Raw genomic sequence first — 25,090 nt, 5'->3', positions numbered from 1 at the left:
AGCCCCTCTGGCAGCATGCCTGAGGGGCTTTTTGATAGATGGCTTGTCGGTAGGTTATTCTGCGTTGGGGAAAAACAGCTGCTGGCCATCGACCTCGTAATCAGCAATGGCGGCTTGGCCCTCTTCTGAAACCAGCCATTCATGCCACTGGGCGGCAAGGTCATGCTTCAAGTGAGGGTGGCGCTCTTCCGAGATCAGCAGGCTACCGTACTGATTGAAAAGCGCCTCATCGCCTTCAAACAGCAAGGTCAAGTCCTGCGGGTTTTCAAAAGACACCCAGGTGGCGCGGTCGGTGAGGGTGTAGGCGTTCATGCCCGCTGCCGTATTGAGTGTCGGCCCCATACCGCTGCCCAGCTCGCGGTACCACTCGCCTTGCGGGTTAACGTCGGCGTCCTCCCATAAACGCAGCTCGGCACGGTTGGTGCCACTGTCATCACCCCGCGAGGCAAAGGCCGACTCGCTTTCAGCGATCTGCTGCATGGCCTCGCTCACCGTCTCGCTGCTTTGAATATCAGCGGGATCATCGCTGGGGCCGACGATCACGAAGTCGTTGTACATGACATCCAAACGCTCGGTGGCATAACCCTCTGCCACAAACTGCTCCTCGCCTGCCGTGTCGTGAACCAGCAGGCTGTCGGCGTCGCCGCGCCGAGCGGTTTCAAACGCCTGGCCGGTGCCTACCGCCACGACCCGTACATCGATGTCGGTCTTGTCGGTAAACTTTGGAATGATGGCATCAAATAACCCCGAGTTTTCCGTCGAGGTCGTAGAGGCCAGCGTGATGTAGTCGTCATCGGCCAGCACAAGGCTGCCCCATGTCAGGCTTAACAGGCTCGTAGTGATGACGATTGCGGTCTTTTTCATGTCACGATTCCTTCTTATGGTGAGGAGTCTCAGGGCTACCAAATCAGCTCACCCTGTATAAACGCGCGACCCTCTGACGAGCGAGGCGCGGAAAAAAATGTGTCGGCGGGGCTGTGTTCTCGTAATTGGCCGTTATGCAAAAACACCACGTCGTCGGCCAGGCGTTGGGCCTGATGCAAGTCATGAGTCGTCATCACAATGCGGGTGCCGCTTGCGTGAAAAGCCATAACAGCATCTTCCACGGCTTTGATTGCTGCCGGGTCCAGGGCCGAGGTGGCTTCATCCAGAAACAGCACATCGGGGTTGAGCAGCCAGGCGCGGGCCAGGGCAAGCCGCTGCTGCTCGCCACCCGAGAGTACCCGGGCCGGACGGTGAGCGAGGGCGGTTAAACCGAAAGTTTCCAGGGCTTGATAGGCACGTGCTTTACGCTGGGTGCGGGGCACTTTGTGGATACCCAGCACGTAGTTGAGGTTATCGAGCGCCGAGCGGCGAAGTAGTACTGGACGTTGGAATACCATCGCCTGTACCGGGGTAGGGCCCAGCCAGCGGACCTCCCCGCTAGTAGGGGTTAGTAGCCCGTGTGCCAGGCGCATCAGCAGACTTTTGCCCGCGCCGTTTGGGCCCATGATGACTGTACGACGACACCCTGACAGTGTCAGCGAGGTGGGGGCTAGAAGCGATTGGCCGCGGTGCTCAAAGCTGACGCTATCAAACTGCAGGTCTGCAATAGGCGCATGGATAGTTGTCGGTGCATTCATCCCAAGCGCCTCTTGGCCGACTCGCCCATCAGGTGGGCCATCGCATTAATCAGCGTCACTAATGCCAGTAGAATGATGCCCAGTCCTAATGCCAGCGGCAGGTTGCCCTTGCTGGTTTCCAGCACGATACTGGTGGTCATGACCCGCGTCACACCCTCGATATTGCCGCCTACAATCATCACCGCACCGACTTCAGCGCTGGCACGCCCAAACCCCGCCAGCATGACGGTGACCAGCCCAACGCGGGCGTCCCAAAGCAGGGTGGGCATCATTCGGGCGGTGGATAAGCCCAGTGATTGAAGCTGTTCGGCGTATTCGCCGTGCAGGGCCTCGACTTGCTGGCGCGTCAGCGAAGCAATAATCGGTAACACCAACACCCACTGGGCCACCACCATGGCGGTGGGGCTGAACAGTAGCCCCCATTCACCCAGTGGTCCGGCGCGTGAGAGCAGCAGATAAACACACAGCCCCGCAACAACGGGGGGTAAGCCCATCAGGGCATTCAGCATGATAATCACACCGTTGCGACCGGGAAAGCGCCAAAGCGCCAGGGCGGCACCCAGCGGTAACCCCACAAGCGCGGCGAGCGCAACGGCCACGAGCGATACCTGCAACGACAACGACACGATCGCGAACAGGTCGCTATCCATGTGCAGAATAAGCTGCAGCGCGGTTAAAAAGGCATTATCGCTAGCGGGCATGGTCAAATAGTCAGCGTGATGTGGTGTAGGTAGGCAGCATGATCGTTAATATGCAAAGATGCACCCTATGCTGAAATTCGTGCAGCCATATGCAACATAAAAACACCGAGGACCTGTCGTTGAGCGTCAATTATTTAACCACCAGCGAGGTGGCCGACTATTTACGGCTCAAGGAGCGCAAGGTCTACGACCTGGTGCGCCAGGGGCAAATACCTTGTAGCCGTGTGACGGGGAAATTGCTCTTTCCTCGTCAACAGATTGATTTATGGGTGCTCAACCACCTGGAAGGTGATCAGGCTCAACGCCAGCCGCCGCCTGCGGTGGTGGCCGGTAGCCAGGATCCGTTACTGGAATGGGCCATTCGCGAAAGTCGCTCTGACTTGGCCAGCTTGTTTCACGGCAGCGGCGACGGCGTTAGCCGCCTGCTGGAAGGGCGCGCCATGGTTGCCGGCGTGCATTTGCTCGATCCTGACAGCGGTCAATACAACCAGCCGAATTTATTGGGGTTGGGCGGCGTAAAAGATTTGGTCGTGCTGCGCTGGGCAATCCGGCGTCAGGGGTTATTGATTCCCGTTGATAATCCATTGGGGATTACCGGTCTTGCCGATCTGGCTCACCCCAAGATACGCGTTGCTCACCGCCAACCCGGGGCTGGCGCTGCTCGGTTGTTAACGCACCTGCTCAGCAAAGCGGGCATCAAGCCCGCGTCGATTGATTGGGCGGCTCACCCGAGCCTGAACGAAGACGATTTGGCGCTGAGCGTGCTGCAAGGCGAGGCGGACGTCGGACTCGGCGTTGAAGCTGCGGCGCGGCGTCAGCAACTGGGCTTTATCCCGCTTTACGATGAGCAGTTCGATTTAATGATGCATCGTCGCAGCTACTTCGAGCCGAGCATGCAGGCGCTATTGGCGTTTACCCGTCAGCCCCGGTTTGCTCAGCGTGCTGAGGCACTGGGTGGCTATGATATTCGTCAGATGGGCGAGGTGCTGTACAACGCCTAGCGCCGCACGCACTGGGAGTTAGGCTTGACGATTATACAGCAGGTGCCACACTGGTTAGGTGTTGTTAATGTCTAATCATCACGAAAAGGAGAGCATGATGAATCAAGCACTAACTGGAAAACGCGTTGCTATTCTGGCGACCGATGGCTTTGAAGAATCCGAATTAAGCGTTCCCCGTGCGGCGCTTCAGAAAAATGGTGTTGAGGTGCATGTCGTAACGCCAGAAGGGAAAGGTATTCGTGCCTGGGCCGAAACTGACTGGGGCGAAACCTACGATGCCGATGCGCCCCTAGCTGATGTCAACGAATCTGACTATCACGCACTGGTCCTGCCGGGCGGTCTGTTTAATCCCGATGCGCTCCGCCTCAATGATGATGCGCTGGATTTTGCGAAAGCGTTCTTTCAGGCAGGTAAACCGGTAGCGGCTATTTGTCATGCCCCCTGGATTCTGATTAATGCGGGGGTCGTGGAAGGGCGTCGCATGACGTCGGTGGCGAGCGTCGCCCAGGATCTGCGTAATGCGGGTGCCAACTGGGTAGATGAGTCTGTCGTGGTCGATAGCGGACTGGTCACCAGCCGCACGCCCAAAGACCTTGATGACTTTAATGCCAAGCTTCTGGAAGAGCTGCAAGAAGGACGTCATTCAGGCCAGCACGCTTGATGAAGGTGTTTCGCCAGTGGTCAAGCTTCGTTAAGCGGCTTACCCATGTGATGGCCAAGCCCATGAAACGCGATCTTGGCCGCGGCGGCATGATGGTTCACCCCTATCGTGGCTACGGGTCTCAACGAGAAATCTTCGTCATGGGCAGGGTGTTCCGTCAGGCCGCCCTGGGCCGCGCCATTCCCAGGCGCGGCATGCTTCGCGATACAGCTGATGTCGCTCGGCGGATTTTTCGTCGCGGATTGTCCGGTGCGGGAGTCGAGCTTACTCTGGGTGGCAATCAGCTGTGCGTTATCACCGACCGCGATGGCTACTTCAACGTCCACCTGCCGATCAGTCACCCGCTGCCCATCGATGTGTCTTGGCATGTCGCTGACATCAGGGTGCAGGCTGAAGGCCAGCGGCCGGTTAACACCCAGGTAGAAATTTACGTCCCCCCACCCGAGGCAGACCTGGTGGTGATCAGCGATATTGATGACACCGTGATGTTCACCGGCGTGGCTGAAAAGCTCAAGATGCTCTACCGCCTGTTTGTGCGCAAGCCGCACCGCCGTACCGCATTTCCTGGCGTTGCTTCCCTCTATCAGGCGCTGCATCGCGGTGCCAGCGATAAAGCCGAACGGCCCATTCTGTATGTTTCCCGGGGGCCCTGGGCCATCTATGAAATGCTGGAAGCATTTTTTCAACTCAACCGAATTCCGGTAGGTCCCATCCTGTTTCTAAGGGAGTGGGGTATCTCGTGGCGCCATCCCTGGCCGAGGCGGGCAGAGGCACACAAGCGGGATCTGATCGATCATATGTTGGCCCTCTTCGATGACTTGCCGTGTATTTTGATAGGCGATAGCGGTCAGCATGACCCCGAGGTGTATAGCGAGGTGGTCCGCGATTACCCTGGGCGTATCAAGGCCATTTACATTCGCCGTGTTGATCAAGATCCCGCTCGAGAAGAGGCTATCCAGCATTTACGCAACGAACTGGCCGACACCGACTGCCAACTGGTACTGGCCGCCGATAGCGTGCTGATCGCCGAGCACGCCCATGCGGAAGATTATATCTCGGCACGAGGGCTTCAGGCGGTCAAGCGTGACGTTTACAAAAGCTACCAGGAGGCTGCCAGCGAATAAAATAGGCACTTTCATCTTCCCCAGTCGTCACGTCCTGTAGAAAAGGTGTCTAATAGGTCCTGTCAATCCGTTTGGAGGTCTGGGAGCCATGATGTTCGTTGTGCTGATTATCTTCGCCCTGGCGATTTTCGTGCTGCCTAACCTGTGGGCCAAATGGGTACTCAAGCGCCACACTCGGGGACGTGACGACTATCCTGGTACCGGCGCCGAGCTTGCCGATCATTTGCTGCGCCGACTGGGCATAGAGGGAGCGAGTGTCGAGCGCACTGAATTCGGTGACCATTATGACCCTGAAACACGCTGCGTCCGTCTTTCTCCGGATAATTACGATGGACGTTCACTGACCGCCGTCACGGTGGCCGCCCATGAAGTTGGACACGCCATTCAGCATCACCAAGGTTACGCGCCGCTATTGGCGCGCAGTCGTCTGGTGAAGGTGGCGCAAAAAGCTGAAAAACTGGGCGCGATATTGATGATGGCGGCGCCGTTTCTGTTTCTACTCACTCGGTTGCCGGGCGGGCTGGCGGTGATCATCGTCATGGCCGTGATCAGCTTCGGCACCGCGGCACTGGTGCATCTGGTCACATTGCCCGTCGAGTTTGATGCCAGCTTCAACCGGGCCCTGCCGCTACTGAAGGAATATGTGCCCCCCAACGATATGCACGGTGCCCGGCATGTGCTGACGGCCTGCGCCTTCACCTATGTGGCAGCGTCGCTTGCCAGCGTGATGAACCTGGGCCGCTGGCTGGTGATTTTGCGCAGGTAAGTGGTGTTACTCTGGCTTGTTCGCCAGAATCACCACCCGGCGCGGAGCAGGGTAGCCTTCGATAGTCCGGGTACGGTCGTCTGGATCGAGGAAATCGGCCAGCGACTGGTACGTCATCCAGTCGGTGGAGCGCTGCTCGTCAAGGGTGGTGACCGCTTCATCCACGACGCGCACGTTGGTAAAGCCGCAGCGCGAAAGCCAGTGGCATAGCGCCATGGAGGAGGGCAGGAAGTAAACGTTGGGCATGGCGGCGTAGCGTTCGCCGGGCATAAACACCGTCTGCTCATCGCCTTCCACCACCAGGGTCTCCAGCACCAACTCGCCGCCAGGCGCCAAGGCGGCCTTTAGCTGCTGAAGGTGCTCCAGCGGCGCGGGGCGGTGGTAGAGCACGCCCATGGAAAAGACCGTATCAAAAAAGCCCAGGTTTTCCGGTACGTCTTCGATGCCCACCGGTAAGAACTGCGTTCTGCCGCCGTCCGCATCACCCACGAAATGGCGTACCGCCTGGAACTGCCAGTAAAAGCGCGGTGAAGGGTCAATGACCAGCACGAAAGCTGCACCTGCCCCGGCCATCCGCCAGGCGTGGTAACCGCTGCCGCCGCCGACATCAAGCACTTTGCGGTACTCGAGCGGTGCCAGGTGGGGGGCCACGCGCTGCCACTTCCAGTCGGAGCGCCATTCGGTGTCGATATGGATGCCACCCAGTTGAAAAGGGCCCTTCCGCCAGGGTGCAAGCTTTCTCAGCAGGTTGAAACACTGGCGCTGCTGGCTATCGGTGAGGGCAATGTCGACGGTCACGGTGTCGCTGTTCAGGTCGACGCGTCGCTCGTTTGGCAGCGCGGGCAGTTTGGCCACGGCTTTTTCCCAGGCGGGCAAGTCGCCGTGGCGGTTGCGGTCGAGGCCGCGCGCCAGTTGTTCGGGCAGACGTGCCAGCCAGGTGTCCAGACCCTGGTCAATAAAGGCGTAGTAGAGCTCGCGGTGGGGATGGGGCATGGGTGTCTCGCTGTCTTAAAAAGTGCACCAGCCGCTGGCTTCCATCAGTCGATACTGCCAGTAGCGGCAACGAGAGGCGTCCAGGTAAACCTCGGGGCCGGTGCTGTAATGCTCGGTGTCGGTATTATGCCAGTGGCGTTCGAAGGCTGCGCGGGCCTCGTGGATAATCACATCATCGCTGTCGGCGACCCACTCGAGATTGGCTTCGAAGTTGAGGTCGTTAAGGCTACGCCGGGTATAGTTGGCCGATCCCAGCAGTAGGTGGGCGGGGCGCTTGCCAGCATGGCGCAGTAATACTTTGCTATGGGCCTGCTCGCCGTGGGTATCACTCCAGCGTAGCTGGATGTCGGCGTTGATCAGGTCGTTGGCCGCCTGGCGGTTGGGAATACCGCTGCCGGAGACGCCAAAGGCATGGTGGTTGGGGTCGAGCAGCACGCGTACCTTAACGCCCCTTGCCGCGGCTCTGACCAGTGCAGCGATCACGCCGCGGTGAGAGAGGTAGAGCATCTCGATATCGAGACGTTCATCGGCGCGAGCGTCATCAATGATTGCCAGTAGGGCTCTTTTGATGGCGCCTTCGCTAAGCAGGCGCAGGCGCGGAGTGTCGCCACTTGTGTCGCTAGCGGCTGCCGTCGGCTGGACGTGGGCGATGGGCACGCCACTGTGGGCGGCAATTTCGCGTTCGGAAGCGAGCAGGTCGAGGGCGGTATCACCGGCGACTCGCAGCGCCACGTCCCGGTAGTCGCTGCTGCCGTCATCGGCGTTGGCTGAGCTGACCACGGCGGTCCAGCGATCATCTTCGTCCACTACCAGGGTCTTACGGTGGTTGGCATTGAGGTTAAGCAGGGTCAGATAGCTGCGAAGACCGACCTTGCCCGGACCGATAGGGTTGGGTAGCCAGCCGCCGCGGGGCGAGTGGCGCAGCCAGCGGAAGCTCAGCCGCCAAAGCGCGGTCCAGCTTGGGTTCGGGTCACGCCCGATCGTTAGGTCGGTGGTGGCGACCCGGATGCCAGCCGCTTCAAGTGCTTGATGATGGCTAAGCTCGAGCCCGCCGTAGACGGCGTTGATAGGATCGGTGATCACCACTATCTCGATATCAGGGCGCTGGTGCTTGCGGTTCAGCAGGGCGTCACGCAGTGCCACCGAAATCTGGCGATGGCAGTCGTGGCGGTCGTCGGCGGGGTCGTTGAACTGGAACATATCCAATACCACCAGCTTTTCTGCCTGGCCAATCAGGCGCAACATCTCGTCGAAAATCTGCTGTCGGCAGTGGCGTTGGCTGTCGGCACCGACAAAGGTCTCGTCGATCAGCAGCCGCGGCGCGACAGGTGCCCGCCACTTGCCCTCGGTGTTAAGACCGGATGGCAAGGGCTTGCGCGAGTGCCACCAAAGGGTGGCGACGTAGAGCGCCAGTGCGCCCCCGGTCAGGACGACCCAGGTAGTCATGGCTTGAAGGCGATCAAGGAGGCGAAGTTGAGGTATTGGAACCAGGTCATCGAGCGCGGGAAGCCGGCTTGCCTCAGGCGTTCGTGAAGGGCTTCGAGCGTGTCCGGCACCAGCACATTCTCGAGCGCGGTACGCTTTTGGCTGATTTCCAACTCGCTGTAGCCATTGGCGCGCTTGAAGTCATGGTAGCGCTCGACCCGCCAGGCGTTGTCCCGCTCGTCGGCGTCGACGGTTTTTTCCGATAAAATCAGCACGCCTCCGGGCTCGAGCGCATCGTACAGGCGCTTCAAGAGGGCATCGCGGTCGGCGGGGGGCAAAAACTGCAGTGTAAAGTTGAGAATGATCATCCCCGAAGGTGCATACTCAAGCGTACGAATATCAGCTTCCTCCACCTGCATGGCATAGTCGGCACACTCGTCGGCAAAGGTTTGCCGTGCCTGAGTCACCATGGCAGGGGAAAGATCGACCCCCGTGTAGCGAAACGCATCCGCGGGCAGGGCGCCGGCAAGGGCCAGCCCTGAAGCGCCCAGCGAACAGCCCAGGTCGTAGACGTGGGCGCCGTGGCGTAGGTGTCGCTGGGCGATCAGGCCCAGCATGCCGAGTATCTGCCCGTAGCCGGGCACCGAACGGCGGATCATGTCGGGAAAGCACGCGACGACCTGTTCGTCAAAGGAGAACCTTGCCACCTTATCCAAGGGTGTCGAAAAGATAGCGTCGCGGTAAGATGCATCACTCATGGTCAAGCCAGGATTATTAATGAGGTTGCGTAGTTTACGCGCCCTTGGTAAACCAGAACAGACCCTGCACGGAACGATGCCACAGGAGAGGGCAAATGGCTGCATCATCACGCACACCCCCTGATTCGCTACCCGCATGGCAAACGCTGAAACAGCACGCCCAGGCGCTGAAGCATGTCCACCTGAAAAACCTGTTTGGCAACGATCCAGGGCGCTGGACTCACTTTACCCGCCAGGTGGCAGGCTTGACCCTGGATCTCTCCAAGCAGCGCTGGGACGACGACACCCTTGAGCATCTGCTGGCGCTGGCCGAGGAAGCCGGCGTGCCGGGGGCGATCGAGGCGCTGCTCAGTGGCAAGCGTGTCAACGTCAGCGAAAACCGTCCGGCCTTGCACACGGCCCTGCGATTGCCGCCGGGGGCCAGCCTGGACGTGGAAGGGGAAGACGTAGCGGCGGCGGTACATGAAAGCCTGACGCAAATGGAGCGCTTGGTAGCGCGTCTGCATGCGGGCCAGTGGCGCGGTGCCACCGGCAAGCCGATTCGCCATGTGGTGAATTTGGGTGTCGGCGGGTCGGACCTTGGGCCACAGATGGTCACTCACGCGCTGGCTGACTACCGTCCTGACGATATTCACCCAGTGGAGGTGCATTTTGCCTCGACCATGGATGGCTCGCAGCTTGCCGATTACCTGACGCGCTTTAATCCCGAAACCACGCTGTTTGTGCTGTCGTCGAAGTCGTTCACCACCATCGATACATTGTCCAACGCCAATACCGCTCGCGACTGGCTGATAGGTCGGCTGTCGAAGCACGGTGAGCTACCCAGCGCCAACCCGGTCAGTGAAGAGCTGATCATTCGTCAGCACTTTATCGGGGTATCGGCAAGCCCCGATAAAATGAGCGAATGGGGCATCACGCCCGATCACCAACTGATGTTCTGGGAATGGGTAGGCGGACGCTATTCGCTCTGGGGCACCATTGGTCTGCCGATTGCGCTGGTGGTGGGCATGGAGAACTTCCGCGAGCTGTTAGCCGGTGCCCATGCCATGGACCGTCACTTCCAGGAGGCGCCTTTGGCCGAAAATTTGCCGGTGCTGCTTGGGCTGGCGGGTATCTGGAATGTCAATTTTCTGGATATTCGCGCCCACTCGATTTTGCCTTATGACGGGCGCCTGGAGTATTTTGCTGCCTACCTTGAGCAGTTGGAAATGGAGTCCAACGGCAAGTCGGTGACCGGTCAGGGCCAGGCGGTCAATTATTCCACCTGCCCGGTGCTTTGGGGGCAGTTGGGGCCCAATGCCCAGCATGCGTTCTATCAACTGCTCCATCAGGGTACCCAGCCGGTCGTATGCGACTTTATCGCGCCGCTCAAGCGTTACGATGAGGTGGAGGATCCGGATACCCGCCGCCACCTGAAATCCCAGCACCGGCTGGCGTTGGCCAATTGCTTTGCCCAATCGCGGGTGTTGATGCTCGGCGACGATGCCATTGATGACGATGGCCCGCGCCCGGCGCATAAGCGCTACCGGGGCAATCAGCCGTCTACCACGGTGCTGCTGGACAAGCTGACTCCGGCAACCCTGGGTTCGCTGATTGCGCTCTATGAGCATAAGGTGTTTGTCCAGGCGGTCATCTGGGATATCAATCCGTTTGACCAGTGGGGCGTCGAGCTTGGCAAACAGATTGCCACCGATACCCGGAAAATTATCGACCATCAAGGTGACCTGGCGCGACTGGATGCCTCCAGCCGCGGCTTGATTGAAGCCTTTTGGGCGGCTGAGCAGGAGTGACCTATCCCCGGGGTTCCTCCCTGGTAATAAATATGGCTGGATATACAGCATTTTGCTTTTCGGCTATCCTGTATCCCTTTGAAAGCATTCATACGTGCATGACCCTTCAGGAATCGACGTTACATGACCCAGTTTGATGCCTCCCAGTACGGCGCGAGTTCCATCGAAGTCCTCTCGGGGCTCGAGCCGGTACGAAAGCGTCCCGGTATGTATACCGACACCTCGCGGCCCAACCACCTTGCCCAGGAAGTCATCGATAACAGCGTCGATGAAGCGCTGGCGGGCCACGCCACGGCTATCAGCGTCGTGCTGCATAGCGACGGCGGGATCGAGGTGCAGGATAACGGCCGCGGGATGCCCATCGATCTGCACCCCGAGCACGGCGTGTCGGGCGTCGAACTGATCTTTACCAAACTGCACTCGGGCGGCAAATTCTCGTCGGACAGCTACCGCTTTTCCGGTGGTCTGCACGGTGTGGGCGTGTCGGTCGTCAACGCACTTTCGCGTCGCCTGGATGTCGAAGTGACCCGCAACGGTGCGCGTCATGCCATGGCGTTCGAGTTCGGCGAGAAGGTCGAAGAGCTGCGCGAAACCGGCAAAGCGGCCAAGCGCGCCAGCGGTACCCTGGTGCGTTTCTGGCCGGATGAAAGCTACTTCGATAGCCCCAAACTCGCGCTCGCCAAACTGAAACACCTGTTGCGCGCCAAGGCGGTGCTTTGCCCCGGGCTTTCGGTCACCCTCGTCGAGCCTGACGGCACCAAAACCGAGTGGGCCTACGCCGACGGGCTGCGCGACTACCTGGCAGAAGCCACCGATGGTTATGACGTGGTGCCAGCCGAGCCCTTTATCGGTCACTTCAACGACGATGAAAACGGTGTGGATTGGGCTATCCAATGGCTGCCCGAAGGCGGCGATGCGTTGCTGGAGAGCTACGTCAATCTGATCCCTACTCCCCAGGGAGGCACTCACGTCAACGGGTTTCGCTCCGGGTTGCTGGAAGCGCTGCGCGAGTTCTGTGAGTACCGTAGTCTACTGCCCCGGGGCATCAAGCTTACCGCTGATGACTTGTGGGAACGCGCCTCCTTCGTATTGTCGGTGAAGATGCTGGATCCCCAGTTTGCCGGGCAAACCAAAGAGCGGCTTTCGTCGCGAACAATCGCGGGCTTTGTGTCAGGGGTGCTCAAGGACGCCTTTTCGCTATGGCTCAACCACCATGTCGACCAGGGCGAAGCCCTCGCCGAGCTGGTGATCAGTGCTGCCCAGCGCCGCCAGAAAAAAGCCAAGAAGGTGGCGCGCAAGAAGGTGACCTCGGGCCCGGCCCTGCCCGGCAAGCTGGCGGACTGCTCGGGGCAGGACCCCGCCCAGAGCGAACTGTTCCTGGTCGAGGGTGACTCCGCCGGAGGCAGCGCCAAGCAGGCGCGTCACCGCGAGACCCAGGCGATCATGCCGCTGCGTGGCAAAATCCTTAACACCTGGGAAGTCGAGACCCACGATATCTTCGGCTCTCAGGAAGTCCACGATATCGCGGTGGCGATTGGCGCCGACCCGGGCAGCGCTGATCTGGAAAAATTGCGCTACCACAAAATCTGCATTCTCGCTGACGCCGACTCCGACGGCCTGCATATCGCCACGCTGCTGTGTGCGCTGTTCGTCAAGCACTTTCCAAGCCTGGTGGACGCCGGGCATGTCTACGTGGCCATGCCACCGCTTTATCGTATCGACCTGGGCAAAGAGGTTCACTACGCCCTGGATGAGAGCGAAAAAGCCGCGATCCTCAAACAGCTGGCGCAAAAGCGTGGTACCCCGAACGTTCAGCGTTTTAAAGGCCTGGGCGAAATGAGCCCGCTGCAACTGCGCGAAACCACCATGGCGGTGGAAACCCGCCGTCTGGTTCAGCTTACCCTCAATGAAGGCGACGGCACGCTGGAAATGATGGACATGCTGCTGGCCAAGAAGCGCGCCGGCGATCGCAAGAAATGGCTGGAAGATTACGGCAACCTTGCTGACGTCGAAGTGTAGCGACAGTGTCAATGCTGCATTGGTGTTGAATGGCTAAGGTTGGGCATTAATTAGCCGATAGTGAATAAAGAGCGTACCCAAAAAAGTGCGCCAGTCAGTATCACTTACATCGCTAAAGGGGAAAATGTCCGTGCTCAATACCATTTCGAGGCAGTTAACGCTGGCAGCGTTTGCTCTCATGCTACTCATGGCCGCAAGCATTTACGCCGTTATGGCTTGGCGTGGCCAACCGCAGGTCATAGAGGCAAGCCAGTCGCTTGTCGATCGAGCAGGTGAGTCCATTGTCAACGCAATGAATGCACAGCTGGCACGCGTGGAAGGCAATACGGCGAGTCTTGCATCGCTCGCAGAGTCATTACCCCGCGAGGAATCATTGTTTCGTCAAGCCTTCCCACGGCTTGTCGATGACAGTGGCAACACCGCCATAGCAGGGGGCGGTATCTGGCCGGAGCCGGATGCCTTTGAGGAGGGGGTCGAGCGGTTCAGCTTCTTCTGGGCGAGAAATGCTGAAGGCGAGATCGAGTTTCTGGATGATTATAACGCTGACGATATTGCGCCTTATCACGACGAGGCCTGGTATCAGAATGCCCGCGATGCCGACCCGGGACAGTGTATCTGGTCAACGGCGTATCGCGACGCCACCACCGGAGTGGCGATGGTGACCTGTAGCGTCCCTTACTACCTTGACGACGAGTTTGCCGGGGTCGCGACCATCGATATGCAATTGGAAGGAATCGCCGAATTTTTGACCGAGAATGGTGATACCACCGGCGGCTATGCCTTCGTGCTTGATAGAGCAGGCAAGGTCATCCATTTTCCTGGCGCTGATCTGGCGACGGCTGATATGCAAGGGTTAACCGATCTGACCAGCGAGATGCCCTGGCTTTCGCCTGTGGTTGAGGCTGTCGAATCAGGCCGTCAAAATGTCCAGGTGGAAACAGCTGGAGTGCTGGATAAGCCTGCCTCGGTTCGTTTGTTCGATATGCAGGATACGGGCTGGACACTGGGGCTCATGACGCCCCAGGAAGAAGTGACGGGACTGGCGCGGACATTGACGCGCGATCTGATGGTGGTAATTCTCCCCCTGTTGGCGCTGTTGCTGGCATTAGGCTGGTGGGGTGGACGTATACTGCTGCGTCAAATCCACAGCACCACCGAGCAGATTGATCAGCTCGGCCAAGGCGGCTCAAGTCGAGAACTGAAGATTTATCGCAATGATGAAATTGGCGAGTTACGCAGTGCGGTGAATCGTTATGCTGAAAAACTACGCCACCTGTTTGATGACGTCAGTCAGGTATCCGATGCGATTGCCAGTGAAGCGACGGACATTGCCTCTGGAAACGCGGAATTGTCCAGTCGGACCGAACAACAGGCCGCATCGCTCCAGGAGACCTCTTCCACCATGGAAGAAATGGCGACAACCGTTAAGCGCAACGCTGATAATGCCAACGAAGCCGATCAGCGCGTCACGGAAACAACGGAAAAGGTCAGGCGGGGTGGCGAGCAGGTCGCACGTTTAGCTCAGTCGATGGAGGCGATCAATGAAAGCTCGGGAGAGGTTTCCTCGATAGTCGATGTCATTGAAAATATTGCGTTTCAAACCAATATTTTGGCACTCAATGCCTCTGTTGAAGCGGCCCGAGCGGGTGAGCACGGGCGAGGTTTTGCCGTCGTCGCCAGTGAAGTTCGCGAACTGGCTTCCAGAAGCGCTACATCCGCTCGCGACATCAATGAGTTGATCAAGACCACGTCCCAACAAATTGAAACCGGTAGCGGTTATGCCCGTGATGCAGAAGGTGCCATGCAGGAAATTGTTTCGGCGATTGAAGAAATCGCCCAACGCATCGCGGAGATCAGTCAAGCGTCCAGCGAACAGACCCACGGCATTGATGAAATCAACCGTGCTGTCTCGCAAATGGATACGGTCACCCAGCAGAACGCAGGGCTTGTGAGCCAAGCGTCAGGAGCGGCCAATGAACTTTCTGTTCAGGCCCAGCGCCTGAAGAGTTTACTTGATGATTTTCAGCGCGATAATCAACGCTCCCCGGATGCGATACCACTTTCGGGGCCTCAGTGATGTCATTGACATGACATAAGCAACCACTAACACGTTGAGCATCAATGTGTAGCAGGAATAGCCGCTCCCGTTGGGGCGGCTTTGCTTGTCAGGAAAGGATGAATACCTCATGGATATTCAGGTAGCGGAAGGCGACGTCGAACGCTTGTCCTTGCGCGATTACACCGAAAAAGCGTACCTCGACTACTCGATGTACGTGATTCTAGACCGCGCCCTGCCCAACATTGGCGATGGCATGAAACCCGTGCAGCGGCGGATTATCTATGCCATGCGCGAGCTGGCGCTGCATGCTAACGCCAAGTACAAGAAGTCGGCGCGCACCGTCGGCGACGTGCTGGGTAAATTCCATCCCCACGGCGACAGTGCCTGCTATGAAGCCATGGTACTGATGGCTCAGCCGTTCAGCTATCGCTATCCGCTGGTGGACGGCCAGGGCAACTGGGGGAGTCCTGACGATCCCAAATCGTTTGCCGCCATGCGTTACACCGAAGCCAAGCTCTCCAGGTTTGCCGAAGTGCTGCTCAGCGAGCTGGGCCAGGGGACTGTCGACTGGGTACCCAACTTTGACGGCACCATGCAGGAACCGCTGGTGCTGCCCGCGCGCTTGCCGCATGTACTGCTCAATGGCGGCACCGGGATTGCCGTGGGGATGGCCACCGATATTCCGCCGCACAATGTGTCTGAGGTCGTGGACGCCACCTGTCACCTGTTACGCAATCCGCAGGCCACGACGACCGACCTGATGGACTTCATCCCCGCGCCGGACTTCCCGACCGACGCGGAAATTATTACCCCCCGAGAAGACCTGCGTAAGCTCTACGAATCCGGTCGTGGTTCGGTCAAGCTGCGCGCTCGCTACGAGCGGGAAGGCGCCAATATCGTGATCACCGCGCTGCCGTATCAGGTCAGCGGTGCCAAGGTGCTGGAACAGATCGCCGCCCAGATGCAGGCTAAAAAGCTGCCCATGGTGGCCGATCTGCGCGATGAGTCCACCCACGAAGAGCCCACCCGTCTGGTGATCGAGCCGCGCTCCAACCGCATTGACGTTGAGTCCTTGATGGACCACCTGTTTGCCACCACGGATCTGGAAAAGAACGTGCGGGTCAACATGAACGTGATCGGCCTGGACGGCCGCCCAAGGGTGATGCCGCTGCCCGAGATGCTGGGCGAATGGCTGCGCTTCCGGCGTGCCACGGTACGTCGCCGCCTCGAGCACCGCCTGGGCAAGGTGGAAGATCGCCTGCATATTCTGGAAGGCCTGCTCACCGCCTACCTGAATATCGATGAGGTGATTCGCATTATTCGAGAGGAGGATGAGCCGAAGCCTGCCCTGGTAGCGGCCTTTGGTCTCTCCGAGCGACAGGCGGAAGCGATCCTCGAGCTGCGCCTGCGTCATCTTGCCAAGCTTGAAGAGATGAAAATCCGCGGCGAGCAGGATGAGCTGGAAAAAGAACGCAAATATCTACAGGGGCTGCTGGGCAGCGAAGCCAAGCTGACCACGCTGATCGAAAAAGAGATTCGCGCGGCGGGTAAAGAGCATGGCGATGAACGCCGCTCGCCACTGGTCGCCAGGGCCGACGCCAAGGCGTTGTCCGAAGTCGAACTTCTCGGGGCTGATCCTATCACCGTCGTGCTGTCTGAGAAGGGCTGGATTCGGTCTGCCAAGGGCCACGATATCGACCCTGAGGGGTTGTCCTATAAAGCAGGCGACCGTTTCCAGTTGGCTGCACGAGGCAAAACCAACCAGCCCCTGGTGCTGCTGGATGATACCGGCCGCGCCTATACGCTCAGTGCCCATAACCTGCCCAGTGCACGGGGGCAGGGGGAGCCGGTCACCGGGCGCGCGAATGTGTCGGCCGGTGCGCGGATGGCTGGGTTGATGCTGGCACCTGCCGAGCGGCGTTTTGTATTGGCGAGCGACGGCGGGTACGGCTTTATCGCCCGCCTGGAAGCGCTTACCGGTAAAAACAAGGCAGGCAAGGCGGTGCTTAGCCTGCCTAAAGGCTGCAGCGTGATGGCGCCGGTTGAAGTGCCCGAAGGTGACAAGCTCTGGGTGGCCTCGGTCTCCAACGAAGGCCGACTATTGCTGTTCCCCCTGGAGCAATTGCCTGAAATGGCCAAGGGCAAAGGCAACAAGATGCTGGATATTCCCGGTCCACGCGCCGCACGCCGTGAGGAATTCGTGCGCAGCATCGCGGTAATTAAAGACAGCGATTCCCTGGAACTGCATGCCGGTAAGCGAAAACTCACACTGAAAACCGATGACCTGGCCTATTATCGCGGCGAGCGGGGTCGGCGGGGCAGCAAGCTGCCACGCGGTTTCCAAAAGGTCGACTGGATAGGGGCAGGGGACTAAACAATGGCAGGAATTGAGTGATGGCAAGCGGCGATTTGATCTTAACCGTGTTGGCTCCGCGTCTAACCGCGGAGATTCAGTCCCAGGTGGACGCCCTGAGGGTGCAATTTGGCTTGCAGGAAACGAGCGCCCGACGGTTGTCGGATACAGCGCAGGGCGAGCGCATCGACTGTCTTGAACTATGCCTGAGTGGTGCCGATGCGGATCTGGAGGCGCTGCGACATGCAGCGCTGGTTTTGAGCGAAACCTTGAACGTGGATATTGTGGTTCAGCAGAACCTGCGCAAGCAGGTGCAGCCTCGGCTGGTGTGCTTCGATATGGACTCCACGCTGATCAAGGCCGAAGTGATTGACGAGCTGGCCTATCGTCATGGCGTGGGCAATGAAGTTGCCGAGGTTACCGAGCGGGCGATGCGCGGTGAGCTGGATTTTCAGCAAAGCTTCCGCGAGCGGATGAGCAAGCTGGCTGGTTTGGACGAGTCTGTGTTGGCAGATATCGCTGCCGAGCTACCCTTGATGGAAGGCGTCGAGCGGCTGATGGCGAACCTGAAACGCCTGGGGTATCGCACCGCGATTCTCTCTGGAGGTTTCACCTACTTTGCTGACTACTTGCAGCATAAGCTCGGCTTCGATGAGGTCCACGCCAACGAGCTGGTCATCAAGAATGGCAAGGTCACCGGCGAGGTGCGCGAGCCGATTGTCGACGCGGACCGTAAAGCGGAGCTACTGGAAACCATTGCCCGGCGTGAAGGCTGGACACTCGAGCAGACGATTGCGGTGGGCGATGGCGCCAACGACCTCAAGATGCTCGCTAAAGCAGGTTTGGGGGTTGCCTATCGCGCCAAACCCATGGTGCGGGCACAGGCGCGCCAAGCCATTTCACACCTCGATATTGATGCGGTGCTGTACCTCATCGGTTACCCAGACGCCGATTTGACCGACCGATAGATGTCAGGGCCCTCGCGAGGGCCCTTCCTGCTTGCTGGAAGAAGCGGCCATGTCGCCATACTCTTCACGCAGCTCATCGAGCCTCTCACGCTGTCGCTCGCTTAGCGGTGTCGCGTCCCAAAGTGGCTTGCCCTCGGCGTCGTGCAAGCCCTCGATGGTGACATCGAACTGGGCATCGTCGGGAATCTCGCGATTACCCCAGGGGCCAAAACGGTTGGGCGCCAGGCGCCACTGAGCGCTTTCGCCAGGGGCTAAACCGCCGGGAATCACATAGTAGAACGTTTCATCGACCCAGGGCGCGTCGAGCCCGGGACTGCTGACAATGCCCCTGAGTGACAATTCCGAGATACGCTGGTCAGAGCCGTTGGTGACGTCCAGTTCAATAATCGGCTCCAGCGCTCCGTAGGGGCTTGTGCTCATATAAAAATCGGCGCTGTCGAGGGTCACCTGAGCCCGTTGCTTGCGGTCATGCTCTGCATTAGCCTGCTTTTCTTCAAGCCGGGAGAGAATACCCAGCGCCTGACTTCGCTCCCGTGCCCGGCGGTTACGTAACAGCTCATTGGCTTTCTCTATCGCTTCGTCACCCGTCAGCCCATGCATGTAAGCATTGGCCGACTCGGCGATTTCCGCGGCGTTCATCGGTCTTGGATTAAGTATATCGATACCGTCGAACGATGACATCGCCATGATGGTTAGCGCTTGGTCAAATTCGTCGCGTTTGTAAGGGGGCAATGAGTCGCGCACTTTTTCGACGGATACAACAGCGGCGGGCATTGAACTGGTATCAATCCTGGGTTCTGAACAACCCGCAAGCATTATCATTGCAAACGATAATGTCGATAGCCTTAACAGGCACCACATACGATTACCTCAACTCAATATCATCAACCCGGGAAGCGTGCCAGCGCTTGGTTTGGATGGCAAAATCGATCAGCCATGGCCTTTATCGGGGTGAGGGACAGGCTTTTTACCGACTTCCTCGGAGCGAAGCTCCACGGGTTTACCCTGGGTGATATCGATGTGCTTCAAGCGTAAGTGCAGGCCGGTTTTGGCAAGCAAGTGGGCGCTGACCGGTGCGGTAATAAATAAAAACAGAGTGATCAATAATTCCTGAATATCGGGTCTGCCGTCAATGCTCCAGAAGTACGCCATGGAGGCCACCAGCATGCAGCCGATCCCCAGTGTCGTTGCCTTGGTGGGGCCGTGTAAGCGCATGTAGAAATCGCGAAGATGCGCCATCCCCAAAGAACCGACGAATACAAAAGCGCCGCCTGTGATCAGCAATAATGAAATAAAAGCCTCTACCCAAAGCGACATAAGCGTACCTGTATAATAACCAAGAGAGTGACCGGGTTCATTCGATAATGTCCCCGCGTAATATGTACTTGCACACCGCTACCGTGCTGATAAAGCCCAGCATGGCGATGAGCAGCGCCGATTCGAAATAGGTCTTGCTGTTCAACCATAAGCCGAGCAATACAATCAGCGCGATGGAGTTGACGTACATGGTGTCCAGCGCCAGTACTCGATCCGGCAAATCGGGACCAATGGTCAGCCGATAGAGGTTCATCAGCAGTGCCATCACCACCAACGCCAGGGTGATATAAAGTGCGATGCTTAGCATTCGTAAATCTCCTTGAGCGGGCGTTCGTAGCGCTCCCGAATCTGCTCGATCAGTGCCTCTTCGTCTGTTTCGTTGAGGGCATGAATAAGCAGCGATTTACCGTCCATACGCAGGTTGGCGGAGACCGTCCCCGGCGTCAGGCTGATAGTGCTGGCAAGCAGTGTAATGGTGAAACGCTCCTCAAGCATCAGAGGGTATTCGACAAAATGGGGATTTAATTTACGCCATGGGTTGGCGATCAGATACGCCACTTCAAAATTGGCGGTGATGATGTCGCCAAGCACGCGCAGCACAAAACGCAACAGCAGCAACGGCTTTTTGATGCGCGGTCGGGCATCCCAAAAGCGGTTGGTAAGCAAGGGGATGATAATGGCCAGTGCGCCACCCAATACGATATGCCCGGGCGCCACACTGCGCACCAGGAGTAGCCACACGAAAAGCAGCAACAATGAAAAAACCGGGGTCGGCAACCAGGCGCGGGATCGAATCATTGGGTGCCTCCAGCGTCATTGATCAACGTATCGATTACCAGGCTAGGGTTAGCCAATTGCTTAGCGGTGGCCTGGGTATAGTCGCTAACGGGGCCGGCAAACACGACCAGCAGTAGCGAGCTACTTAACAGCCACGCCATGCCAAACCACTGGCAACGGGGCAGTGGACGGCCGCTGAAATGGCCGCGATGACTGCGCCAGAACAGGGTTGAACCCGCACGTGAGAGCGCAATGAGCGATGCCAGGCCTGCCAGCAAGACGAGTGTCCAGAGCCAAAGTCGTTGGCTGCCTTCCGCGGCGTTGAGCATTAGCGCTTTGCCGAAAGCGCCCGAGAGAGGGGGTAAGCCAGCCACCGCGATCGCCCCGATGAAGAACGCCAGCGCCAGAGCCGAGCCTTGTACCATGGGCCGACCCTTGACTAGCCGCGTACCCGGTTTGCCACGTTGCAGGCCGATCATCTCCGCCAACAAGAAGAGGCCGCCGGTAATCAGCGTTGTATGAATCAAGTAGTAAAGCAGTGCCGAGGTGGCTTCAGGACTGCGCATTCCGACGCCCGCAAGTAGCGTGCCGACGGAAATCAGCACCAGGTAGGCAATCAGCAGGCGCAGATCCCGAGCGGCCATCACCCCTATCCCAGCGGCGGCCAGGGTCGCTAATGAAAGCCACCAGACCCAGGGTTGTTCGAGGGCTTCCAGATTACCTGCCTGGTCGCCAAAGATGAGGCTGTAGACCCGCAAGATGGCATAGATGCCTACCTTGGTCATGACCGCAAACAGGGCGGCCACCGGGGCAGGGGCTGACGCATAGGCACGGGGCAACCAGAAATACAGCGGTAAAATGGCTGCCTTAAGGCCGAAGACCACCAGTAACATCAAGGCACCAGCCACCACCAACCCTTCGCGTTCAGCGGGCAGTTCGGCCATGCGCGAGGCCATATCCGCCATGTTCAGCGTGCCGGTTGCCCCGTAGAGAATGCCCACGCCAATCAGAAACAGCGAAGAACCCGCCAGGTTGAGCACTACATAATGAACGCTGGATTGAATGCGCGCCTTGCCGCCGCCATGAAGCAGCAGGGCATACGAGGCCAGCAGCAGCACTTCAAAGAAAACGAAGAGGTTAAAGAGGTCGCCGGTTAAAAAAGCACCGTTGATGCCCATCAGCTGCCATTGGAAGAGGCCGTGAAAGTTGCTGCCTTTTTCATCATCACCGCCGCAGGCAAAGACCACAGCCCCGACGGCCAGGAGAGCGGTCACCAGCAACATGAGCGCCGACAAACGATCCAGCACCAGGGCAATGCCAAACGGCGGCTGCCAGTCGCCAAGGGCGTAATAGGTCACTTCTCCACTGGCGGCTTGGTTCAGCAGCCAAATGGCAACCAAAAGCAGCGCTGACGTGGCTACCACGCTGACAATACGCTTATAACGAACCATTCCCTGGCGTTGGTAGAGTAACAAGATACCCGCGATTAACGGCACAACGACAGGTAAAACAATCAAATGCTGGATCATTCGCGGTCTTCCTTTTTGCCGTCTACGTGGTCGTTACCCACTTCACTTCGCGCGCGCATCGCCAGAATGACCACAAAGGCGGTCATCGCAAACCCGATCACAATGGCCGTCAGCACCAGGGCCTGGGGAAGCGGGTCAGCGAAGCCATCGCCTTCATTGACCAGCGCCGCGCCATCGGTGGTTAGCCCACCCATGGAAAATAGAAATAAATTGACGGCATAGGAGAGCAGGGTCAGGCCGACCACCACCGGGAAGGTTCGCCCACGCAGCGTCAGGTAAAGTCCGGAGGCGGTGAGCACGCCAGTGGTGATCGCGTAGAGCAGTTCCATTAGCGAGGCTCCTTGCTGGTGGGGTTGGAAGATGTCTCAGCGTCTTTTTCGGTCTGTTCGGGCACCGGACGGTGGGCAGTGGTCACTTTGCCCAGGTTGGCGAGGATCATGAGCGTGGCACCGACGACGGCCAGATAAACACCCAGGTCGAAAAGCAGCGCCGTTGCCAATTCAAACTCACCGACGACGGGTAGTGTGAAGTAGCCAAACGACGATGTCAGGAACGGATAGCCGAACAGCCAACTGCCAAGTCCTGTCAGCGTCGCGACCGCGACACCCATGATAGCCACAGGCTGGAAGGGGAAATCGAGGCGCTCCTGCGCCCACTCCACACCTCGGGCCATATACAGCAGAATCAACGCCACAGCGGTAATCAAACCGGCGATGAAGCCACCGCCGGGCTGGTTGTGGCCGCGCAGGAAGATAAACGCTGATACCAGCAAGGCCAGCGGAAGTATCGTCATTGAAACAGACGTCAAGATGGCCGGGTAGCGGTCCGGCGACCATACCCGACCCTCGCCATCACTGTGCGGTATAAACAGGCGTAAACGGTTGAGTAGCTTGAAGATCGCAAGGCCTGCAAGGGCAAGCACGGTAATTTCGCCTAGCGTATCGAAGCCCCGGAAGTCGACCAGGATGACGTTGACCACGTTGTAGCCGCCACCGCCGGGTTTGCTGTTTTCGACAAAAAAGCTGGAGATCGACAGCGTTTCCCGGGTCAACACCGCATAGTTGAGGCTGGCAATCACCAGCCCCAGCGACCCTGCCAGCAGAATGTCGCGGACATTGCGCAGCGGGCTCGACTCCTGAGGTGTTTTCTGCGGCAGGAAGAACAACGCCAGCATCAGCAGAATCATGGTCACCACCTCTACGGATAGCTGGGTCAGCGCTAAGTCCGGCGCTGAAAAACGCGCAAAGGTGAGGGCCACAAACAGCCCGACAATCGACAGCATGAGCAATGAAATCAGACGGTAACGATGGGTGGCCGCGGTTGCGATGCCGCCAAAGATGAGCATCACTGCGCCCAGAATCACTACGCCGTCGATCGGCTGGTTGCCTGCCGCCCCTGTTAGATCGGTGACCTGGACCAGCCCGATGAGCCCCATCACGAAGGCAGCGGATAGCAACAGTGTCATGTAGCGCTGTAATGAATTGCCCTCAAAAACAGCCAGGAACTGTTCAGCACGGTAGCCTATCGCTACCACAAAGCGCTCGAACACCCGCCGGGCATCGACGCTGGCAAACTGCCGGGTGAACAGGCGCATGTCGCTGTGGCGCCAATACAGGGCGGTGCCGATCAATAATGCCGCAACGCTCATCATCAGCGGCAGGTTGACGCCATGCCAGATCGCCAGTTTGAAATCCAGCGGACGCTGCAATACCGCTTGGGTGGCAAGATCGAGCAGGTGTGTGGCGGTGAGGGCGGGTAGCAGACCGATCACGACGCACAGCACAACCAGAATTTCCACAGGTAAACGCATCAGGTGTGGTGGCTCGTGGGGAGATTTGGGCGGTGCCTCGCGGGCAGGTTTGAAGAATACCGCATGCACCAGGCGCAGCGAGTAAGCCACAGAAAGAATACCCCCCAGCGTGGCCAGCGCAGGCAGCAACCAGCTCAAGCCTCCCAGCACCGGGGTTTCCAGGGTTTCAGTGAAGAACATCTCTTTGGAGAGAAAGCCGTTGAACAGCGGCACGCCCGCCATCGAGGCGGCGGCAAGTGTGGTCAGCAGCGCGGTCACCGGCATGGCTTTTTTCAGGCCACCCAACTGCTTGAGTTCCCGTGTTCCTGCTTCATGGTCGATAATGCCCGCGCTCATGAACAGCGCCGCTTTGAAGGTGGCATGATTGAGAATGTGAAACAGGGCTGCCAGCACGGCCATGGGACTGCCGATACCCAACAGTACCGTGATCAGCCCCAGGTGGCTGACCGTGGAAAAGGCCAGAATGCCTTTCAAATCGGTTTTGAATAGCGCAAACCAGGCCCCGTAAAGCAGCGTGGCGGTGCCCACGAGGGATACAACCACAGTCCATAGCTCACTGTCGGCAATTGCCGGATGCAGCCTTGCCATGAGGAAAATACCGGCCTTCACCATCGTGGCCGAATGCAGGTAGGCCGAAACCGGCGTCGGGGCTGCCATGGCATGGGGGAGCCAAAAATGAAACGGGAACTGGGCTGATTTGGTAAAAGCACCGAGTAAAACCAGGCCGAGCATCAGAGGATAACGCGAGTCGGCGATGATCCTGTCGCTACTGGCCAGAACGTCTCCCATGCTGAAACTGCCTGCCATATCTCCCAGCAACAGAAGCCCTGCCAACAGCGCCAAGCCGCCAGCGCCCGTCACGGTGAGCGCCATTCTTGCCCCTTTACGCGCTTCCGATTGGTGGGACCAGAAGCCGATCAATAAAAACGATGAAAGGCTGGTGAGTTCCCAGAATAGCCACAGCAGGATGAGGTTGTCGGACATTGAAATACCGACCATGGAGGCCATGAACAGCATCATGAAGGCGTAAAAACGGCCTACGGGTTCGTCACTTGCCAGATAAAAGTGAGCATAGAGCAGTATCAACAGCCCGATGCCCATGATTAAAATATTAAACAACAGCGACAGGCCGTCCAGGCGCAGGGCCAGTTCCAGGTTGAGCTCTGGCAGCCAGCCAACGGCGAAGCGCAATGTTTCGCCGTCGAGTAGTGCGGGTATCTGCATCAAGGTAAGCAGCAGGGCAATGGCCGGCAGCAGGGCGGTTGCCAACGAGCAGGCCATGCGGCTGCGTTGAGCGTTGAGGACCGGCACCAAGACGCCCAGTAAAGGTAGTAAGGCTATCCACAGCAGTGTCATGGGAGTCATCCAGCGCAAAAATCAAAAAAAGCCCATCAGCCGTCAGTGTAACCGCGTCGGC

22 protein-coding genes are annotated in these 25,090 nt (G+C 58.5%); 9 read left to right on the top strand and 13 right to left on the bottom strand.

Annotated features, from left to right (window positions below; all coding sequences use genetic code 11):
• Positions 1-54: 54 nt before the first annotated feature.
• The 3 genes from ADS46_RS06240 to ADS46_RS06230 are packed head-to-tail and all read right to left on the bottom strand — an operon-like array spanning position 55 to position 2,323.
• Entirely contained in the window at positions 55-864 is an 810-nt protein-coding gene (locus ADS46_RS06240) for a substrate-binding domain-containing protein (RefSeq protein WP_066317727.1), read from the bottom strand.
• Positions 865-899: 35 nt separating this feature from the next.
• A complete protein-coding gene (locus tag ADS46_RS06235) occupies positions 900-1,622 on the bottom strand; it encodes an ATP-binding cassette domain-containing protein (RefSeq protein ID WP_066317725.1) in 723 nt (240 codons plus the stop codon).
• Complete coding sequence (locus ADS46_RS06230) at positions 1,619-2,323, bottom strand: ABC transporter permease (protein ID WP_066317717.1); 705 nt, start codon at positions 2,321-2,323, stop codon at positions 1,619-1,621. The genes ADS46_RS06235 and ADS46_RS06230 overlap by 4 nt, the downstream gene beginning before the upstream one ends.
• 89 nt (positions 2,324-2,412) lie before the next feature.
• On the opposite strand from ADS46_RS06230, the gene ADS46_RS06225 reads away from it, so the two are divergent.
• The 4 genes from ADS46_RS06225 (at position 2,413) to ADS46_RS06210 (ending at position 5,875) form a co-directional block, all read left to right on the top strand.
• Positions 2,413-3,324 carry a helix-turn-helix transcriptional regulator gene (locus ADS46_RS06225; protein ID WP_066317715.1) on the top strand — a complete coding sequence of 304 codons (912 nt, stop codon included), beginning with the start codon at positions 2,413-2,415 and terminating at the stop codon, positions 3,322-3,324.
• A gap of 97 nt (positions 3,325-3,421) precedes the next feature.
• A complete protein-coding gene (locus ADS46_RS06220; RefSeq protein WP_066317714.1) occupies positions 3,422-3,985 on the top strand; it encodes a type 1 glutamine amidotransferase domain-containing protein in 564 nt (187 codons plus the stop codon).
• Positions 3,985-5,109, top strand: coding sequence for an App1 family protein (locus tag ADS46_RS06215; RefSeq protein ID WP_066317712.1), 1,125 nt, complete (start codon positions 3,985-3,987; stop codon positions 5,107-5,109). The genes ADS46_RS06220 and ADS46_RS06215 overlap by 1 nt, the downstream gene beginning before the upstream one ends.
• A 91-nt stretch (positions 5,110-5,200) precedes the next feature.
• A complete protein-coding gene (locus ADS46_RS06210) occupies positions 5,201-5,875 on the top strand; it encodes a zinc metallopeptidase (RefSeq protein WP_066317710.1) in 675 nt (224 codons plus the stop codon).
• A gap of 6 nt (positions 5,876-5,881) precedes the next feature.
• Here ADS46_RS06210 and cmoB read toward each other — a convergent pair whose 3' ends face one another.
• The 3 genes from cmoB to cmoA are packed head-to-tail and all read right to left on the bottom strand — an operon-like array spanning position 5,882 to position 9,051.
• Positions 5,882-6,868: a tRNA 5-methoxyuridine(34)/uridine 5-oxyacetic acid(34) synthase CmoB gene (gene cmoB / locus ADS46_RS06205; protein ID WP_066317708.1), complete on the bottom strand. Its 987-nt coding sequence runs from the start codon at positions 6,866-6,868 to the stop codon at positions 5,882-5,884.
• A gap of 15 nt (positions 6,869-6,883) precedes the next feature.
• Positions 6,884-8,314 (bottom strand): phospholipase D-like domain-containing protein, encoded by a 1,431-nt coding sequence (locus tag ADS46_RS06200; protein WP_066317706.1) that lies wholly within the window; start codon positions 8,312-8,314, stop codon positions 6,884-6,886.
• Complete coding sequence (cmoA, locus tag ADS46_RS06195) at positions 8,311-9,051, bottom strand: carboxy-S-adenosyl-L-methionine synthase CmoA (RefSeq protein WP_066317704.1); 741 nt, start codon at positions 9,049-9,051, stop codon at positions 8,311-8,313. The genes ADS46_RS06200 and cmoA overlap by 4 nt, the downstream gene beginning before the upstream one ends.
• A gap of 95 nt (positions 9,052-9,146) precedes the next feature.
• Between cmoA and pgi the strand changes: the two genes are divergently transcribed.
• From pgi to serB, 5 genes are all read left to right on the top strand, one after another.
• Positions 9,147-10,841 carry a glucose-6-phosphate isomerase gene (gene pgi / locus ADS46_RS06190; RefSeq protein WP_066317702.1) on the top strand — a complete coding sequence of 565 codons (1,695 nt, stop codon included), beginning with the start codon at positions 9,147-9,149 and terminating at the stop codon, positions 10,839-10,841.
• Positions 10,842-10,964: 123 nt separating this feature from the next.
• Positions 10,965-12,860, top strand: a complete 1,896-nt coding sequence (gene parE / locus ADS46_RS06185; RefSeq protein ID WP_066317695.1) for a DNA topoisomerase IV subunit B — start codon at positions 10,965-10,967, stop codon at positions 12,858-12,860.
• A 124-nt stretch (positions 12,861-12,984) separates the two neighbouring features.
• The gene (locus ADS46_RS06180) at positions 12,985-14,937 is read left to right on the top strand and encodes a methyl-accepting chemotaxis protein (protein WP_066317693.1); all 1,953 of its coding nucleotides are present in this window, start codon (positions 12,985-12,987) and stop codon (positions 14,935-14,937) included.
• Between the two features lie 109 nt (positions 14,938-15,046).
• The gene (parC, locus tag ADS46_RS06175; protein WP_066317691.1) at positions 15,047-17,293 is read left to right on the top strand and encodes a DNA topoisomerase IV subunit A; all 2,247 of its coding nucleotides are present in this window, start codon (positions 15,047-15,049) and stop codon (positions 17,291-17,293) included.
• Positions 17,294-17,313: 20 nt separating this feature from the next.
• Positions 17,314-18,240 (top strand): phosphoserine phosphatase SerB, encoded by a 927-nt coding sequence (gene serB, locus ADS46_RS06170; protein WP_066317688.1) that lies wholly within the window; start codon positions 17,314-17,316, stop codon positions 18,238-18,240.
• A 3-nt stretch (positions 18,241-18,243) separates the two neighbouring features.
• On the opposite strand, the gene ADS46_RS06165 is transcribed toward serB, so the two are convergent.
• From ADS46_RS06165 to ADS46_RS06135, 7 genes are all read right to left on the bottom strand, one after another.
• On the bottom strand, positions 18,244-19,056 hold the full coding sequence (locus ADS46_RS06165) for a DUF6694 family lipoprotein (protein WP_324611659.1): 813 nt from the start codon (positions 19,054-19,056) through the stop codon (positions 18,244-18,246).
• Positions 19,057-19,170: 114 nt separating this feature from the next.
• Positions 19,171-19,557 carry a Na+/H+ antiporter subunit G gene (locus ADS46_RS06160; RefSeq protein WP_066317683.1) on the bottom strand — a complete coding sequence of 129 codons (387 nt, stop codon included), beginning with the start codon at positions 19,555-19,557 and terminating at the stop codon, positions 19,171-19,173.
• 37 nt (positions 19,558-19,594) lie between these two features.
• Positions 19,595-19,864 carry a K+/H+ antiporter subunit F gene (locus ADS46_RS06155; protein WP_066317677.1) on the bottom strand — a complete coding sequence of 90 codons (270 nt, stop codon included), beginning with the start codon at positions 19,862-19,864 and terminating at the stop codon, positions 19,595-19,597.
• Positions 19,858-20,355 (bottom strand): Na+/H+ antiporter subunit E, encoded by a 498-nt coding sequence (locus tag ADS46_RS06150; protein ID WP_066317673.1) that lies wholly within the window; start codon positions 20,353-20,355, stop codon positions 19,858-19,860. Before ADS46_RS06150 ends, ADS46_RS06155 begins: the two co-directional genes overlap by 7 nt.
• On the bottom strand, positions 20,352-21,863 hold the full coding sequence (locus ADS46_RS06145; RefSeq protein WP_066317669.1) for a monovalent cation/H+ antiporter subunit D: 1,512 nt from the start codon (positions 21,861-21,863) through the stop codon (positions 20,352-20,354). The genes ADS46_RS06150 and ADS46_RS06145 overlap by 4 nt, the downstream gene beginning before the upstream one ends.
• On the bottom strand, positions 21,860-22,192 hold the full coding sequence (locus ADS46_RS06140) for a Na+/H+ antiporter subunit C (RefSeq protein ID WP_066317667.1): 333 nt from the start codon (positions 22,190-22,192) through the stop codon (positions 21,860-21,862). The genes ADS46_RS06145 and ADS46_RS06140 overlap by 4 nt, the downstream gene beginning before the upstream one ends.
• The gene (locus tag ADS46_RS06135) at positions 22,192-25,029 is read right to left on the bottom strand and encodes a monovalent cation/H+ antiporter subunit A (protein ID WP_066317664.1); all 2,838 of its coding nucleotides are present in this window, start codon (positions 25,027-25,029) and stop codon (positions 22,192-22,194) included. The genes ADS46_RS06140 and ADS46_RS06135 overlap by 1 nt, the downstream gene beginning before the upstream one ends.
• Positions 25,030-25,090 lie beyond the last annotated feature (61 nt).

The sequence above is a fragment of the Halomonas sp. G11 genome (assembly GCF_001663515.1).
Classification (GTDB): domain Bacteria; phylum Pseudomonadota; class Gammaproteobacteria; order Pseudomonadales; family Halomonadaceae; genus Vreelandella.
The sequence above is the reverse complement of the archived record's forward strand: the minus strand, read 5'-3'. Positions and strand labels throughout refer to the sequence as shown.

Bases quoted from the DNA above. Each gene is read 5' to 3' on its own strand.
- ADS46_RS06240 (WP_066317727.1), bottom strand. From the start codon at position 864: ATGAAAAAGACCGCAATCGTCATCACTACGAGCCTGTTAAGCCTGACA.
- ADS46_RS06235 (WP_066317725.1), bottom strand. From the start codon at position 1,622: ATGAATGCACCGACAACTATCCATGCGCCTATTGCAGACCTGCAGTTT.
- ADS46_RS06230 (WP_066317717.1), bottom strand. From the start codon at position 2,323: ATGCCCGCTAGCGATAATGCCTTTTTAACCGCGCTGCAGCTTATTCTG.
- ADS46_RS06225 (WP_066317715.1), top strand. From the start codon at position 2,413: ATGCAACATAAAAACACCGAGGACCTGTCGTTGAGCGTCAATTATTTA.
- ADS46_RS06220 (WP_066317714.1), top strand. From the start codon at position 3,422: ATGAATCAAGCACTAACTGGAAAACGCGTTGCTATTCTGGCGACCGAT.
- ADS46_RS06215 (WP_066317712.1), top strand. From the start codon at position 3,985: ATGAAGGTGTTTCGCCAGTGGTCAAGCTTCGTTAAGCGGCTTACCCAT.
- ADS46_RS06210 (WP_066317710.1), top strand. From the start codon at position 5,201: ATGTTCGTTGTGCTGATTATCTTCGCCCTGGCGATTTTCGTGCTGCCT.
- cmoB (WP_066317708.1), bottom strand. From the start codon at position 6,868: ATGCCCCATCCCCACCGCGAGCTCTACTACGCCTTTATTGACCAGGGT.
- ADS46_RS06200 (WP_066317706.1), bottom strand. From the start codon at position 8,314: ATGACTACCTGGGTCGTCCTGACCGGGGGCGCACTGGCGCTCTACGTC.
- cmoA (WP_066317704.1), bottom strand. From the start codon at position 9,051: ATGAGTGATGCATCTTACCGCGACGCTATCTTTTCGACACCCTTGGAT.
- pgi (WP_066317702.1), top strand. From the start codon at position 9,147: ATGGCTGCATCATCACGCACACCCCCTGATTCGCTACCCGCATGGCAA.
- parE (WP_066317695.1), top strand. From the start codon at position 10,965: ATGACCCAGTTTGATGCCTCCCAGTACGGCGCGAGTTCCATCGAAGTC.
- ADS46_RS06180 (WP_066317693.1), top strand. From the start codon at position 12,985: ATGTCCGTGCTCAATACCATTTCGAGGCAGTTAACGCTGGCAGCGTTT.
- parC (WP_066317691.1), top strand. From the start codon at position 15,047: ATGGATATTCAGGTAGCGGAAGGCGACGTCGAACGCTTGTCCTTGCGC.
- serB (WP_066317688.1), top strand. From the start codon at position 17,314: ATGGCAAGCGGCGATTTGATCTTAACCGTGTTGGCTCCGCGTCTAACC.
- ADS46_RS06165 (WP_324611659.1), bottom strand. From the start codon at position 19,056: ATGCTTGCGGGTTGTTCAGAACCCAGGATTGATACCAGTTCAATGCCC.
- ADS46_RS06160 (WP_066317683.1), bottom strand. From the start codon at position 19,557: ATGTCGCTTTGGGTAGAGGCTTTTATTTCATTATTGCTGATCACAGGC.
- ADS46_RS06155 (WP_066317677.1), bottom strand. From the start codon at position 19,864: ATGCTAAGCATCGCACTTTATATCACCCTGGCGTTGGTGGTGATGGCA.
- ADS46_RS06150 (WP_066317673.1), bottom strand. From the start codon at position 20,355: ATGATTCGATCCCGCGCCTGGTTGCCGACCCCGGTTTTTTCATTGTTG.
- ADS46_RS06145 (WP_066317669.1), bottom strand. From the start codon at position 21,863: ATGATCCAGCATTTGATTGTTTTACCTGTCGTTGTGCCGTTAATCGCG.
- ADS46_RS06140 (WP_066317667.1), bottom strand. From the start codon at position 22,192: ATGGAACTGCTCTACGCGATCACCACTGGCGTGCTCACCGCCTCCGGA.
- ADS46_RS06135 (WP_066317664.1), bottom strand. From the start codon at position 25,029: ATGACACTGCTGTGGATAGCCTTACTACCTTTACTGGGCGTCTTGGTG.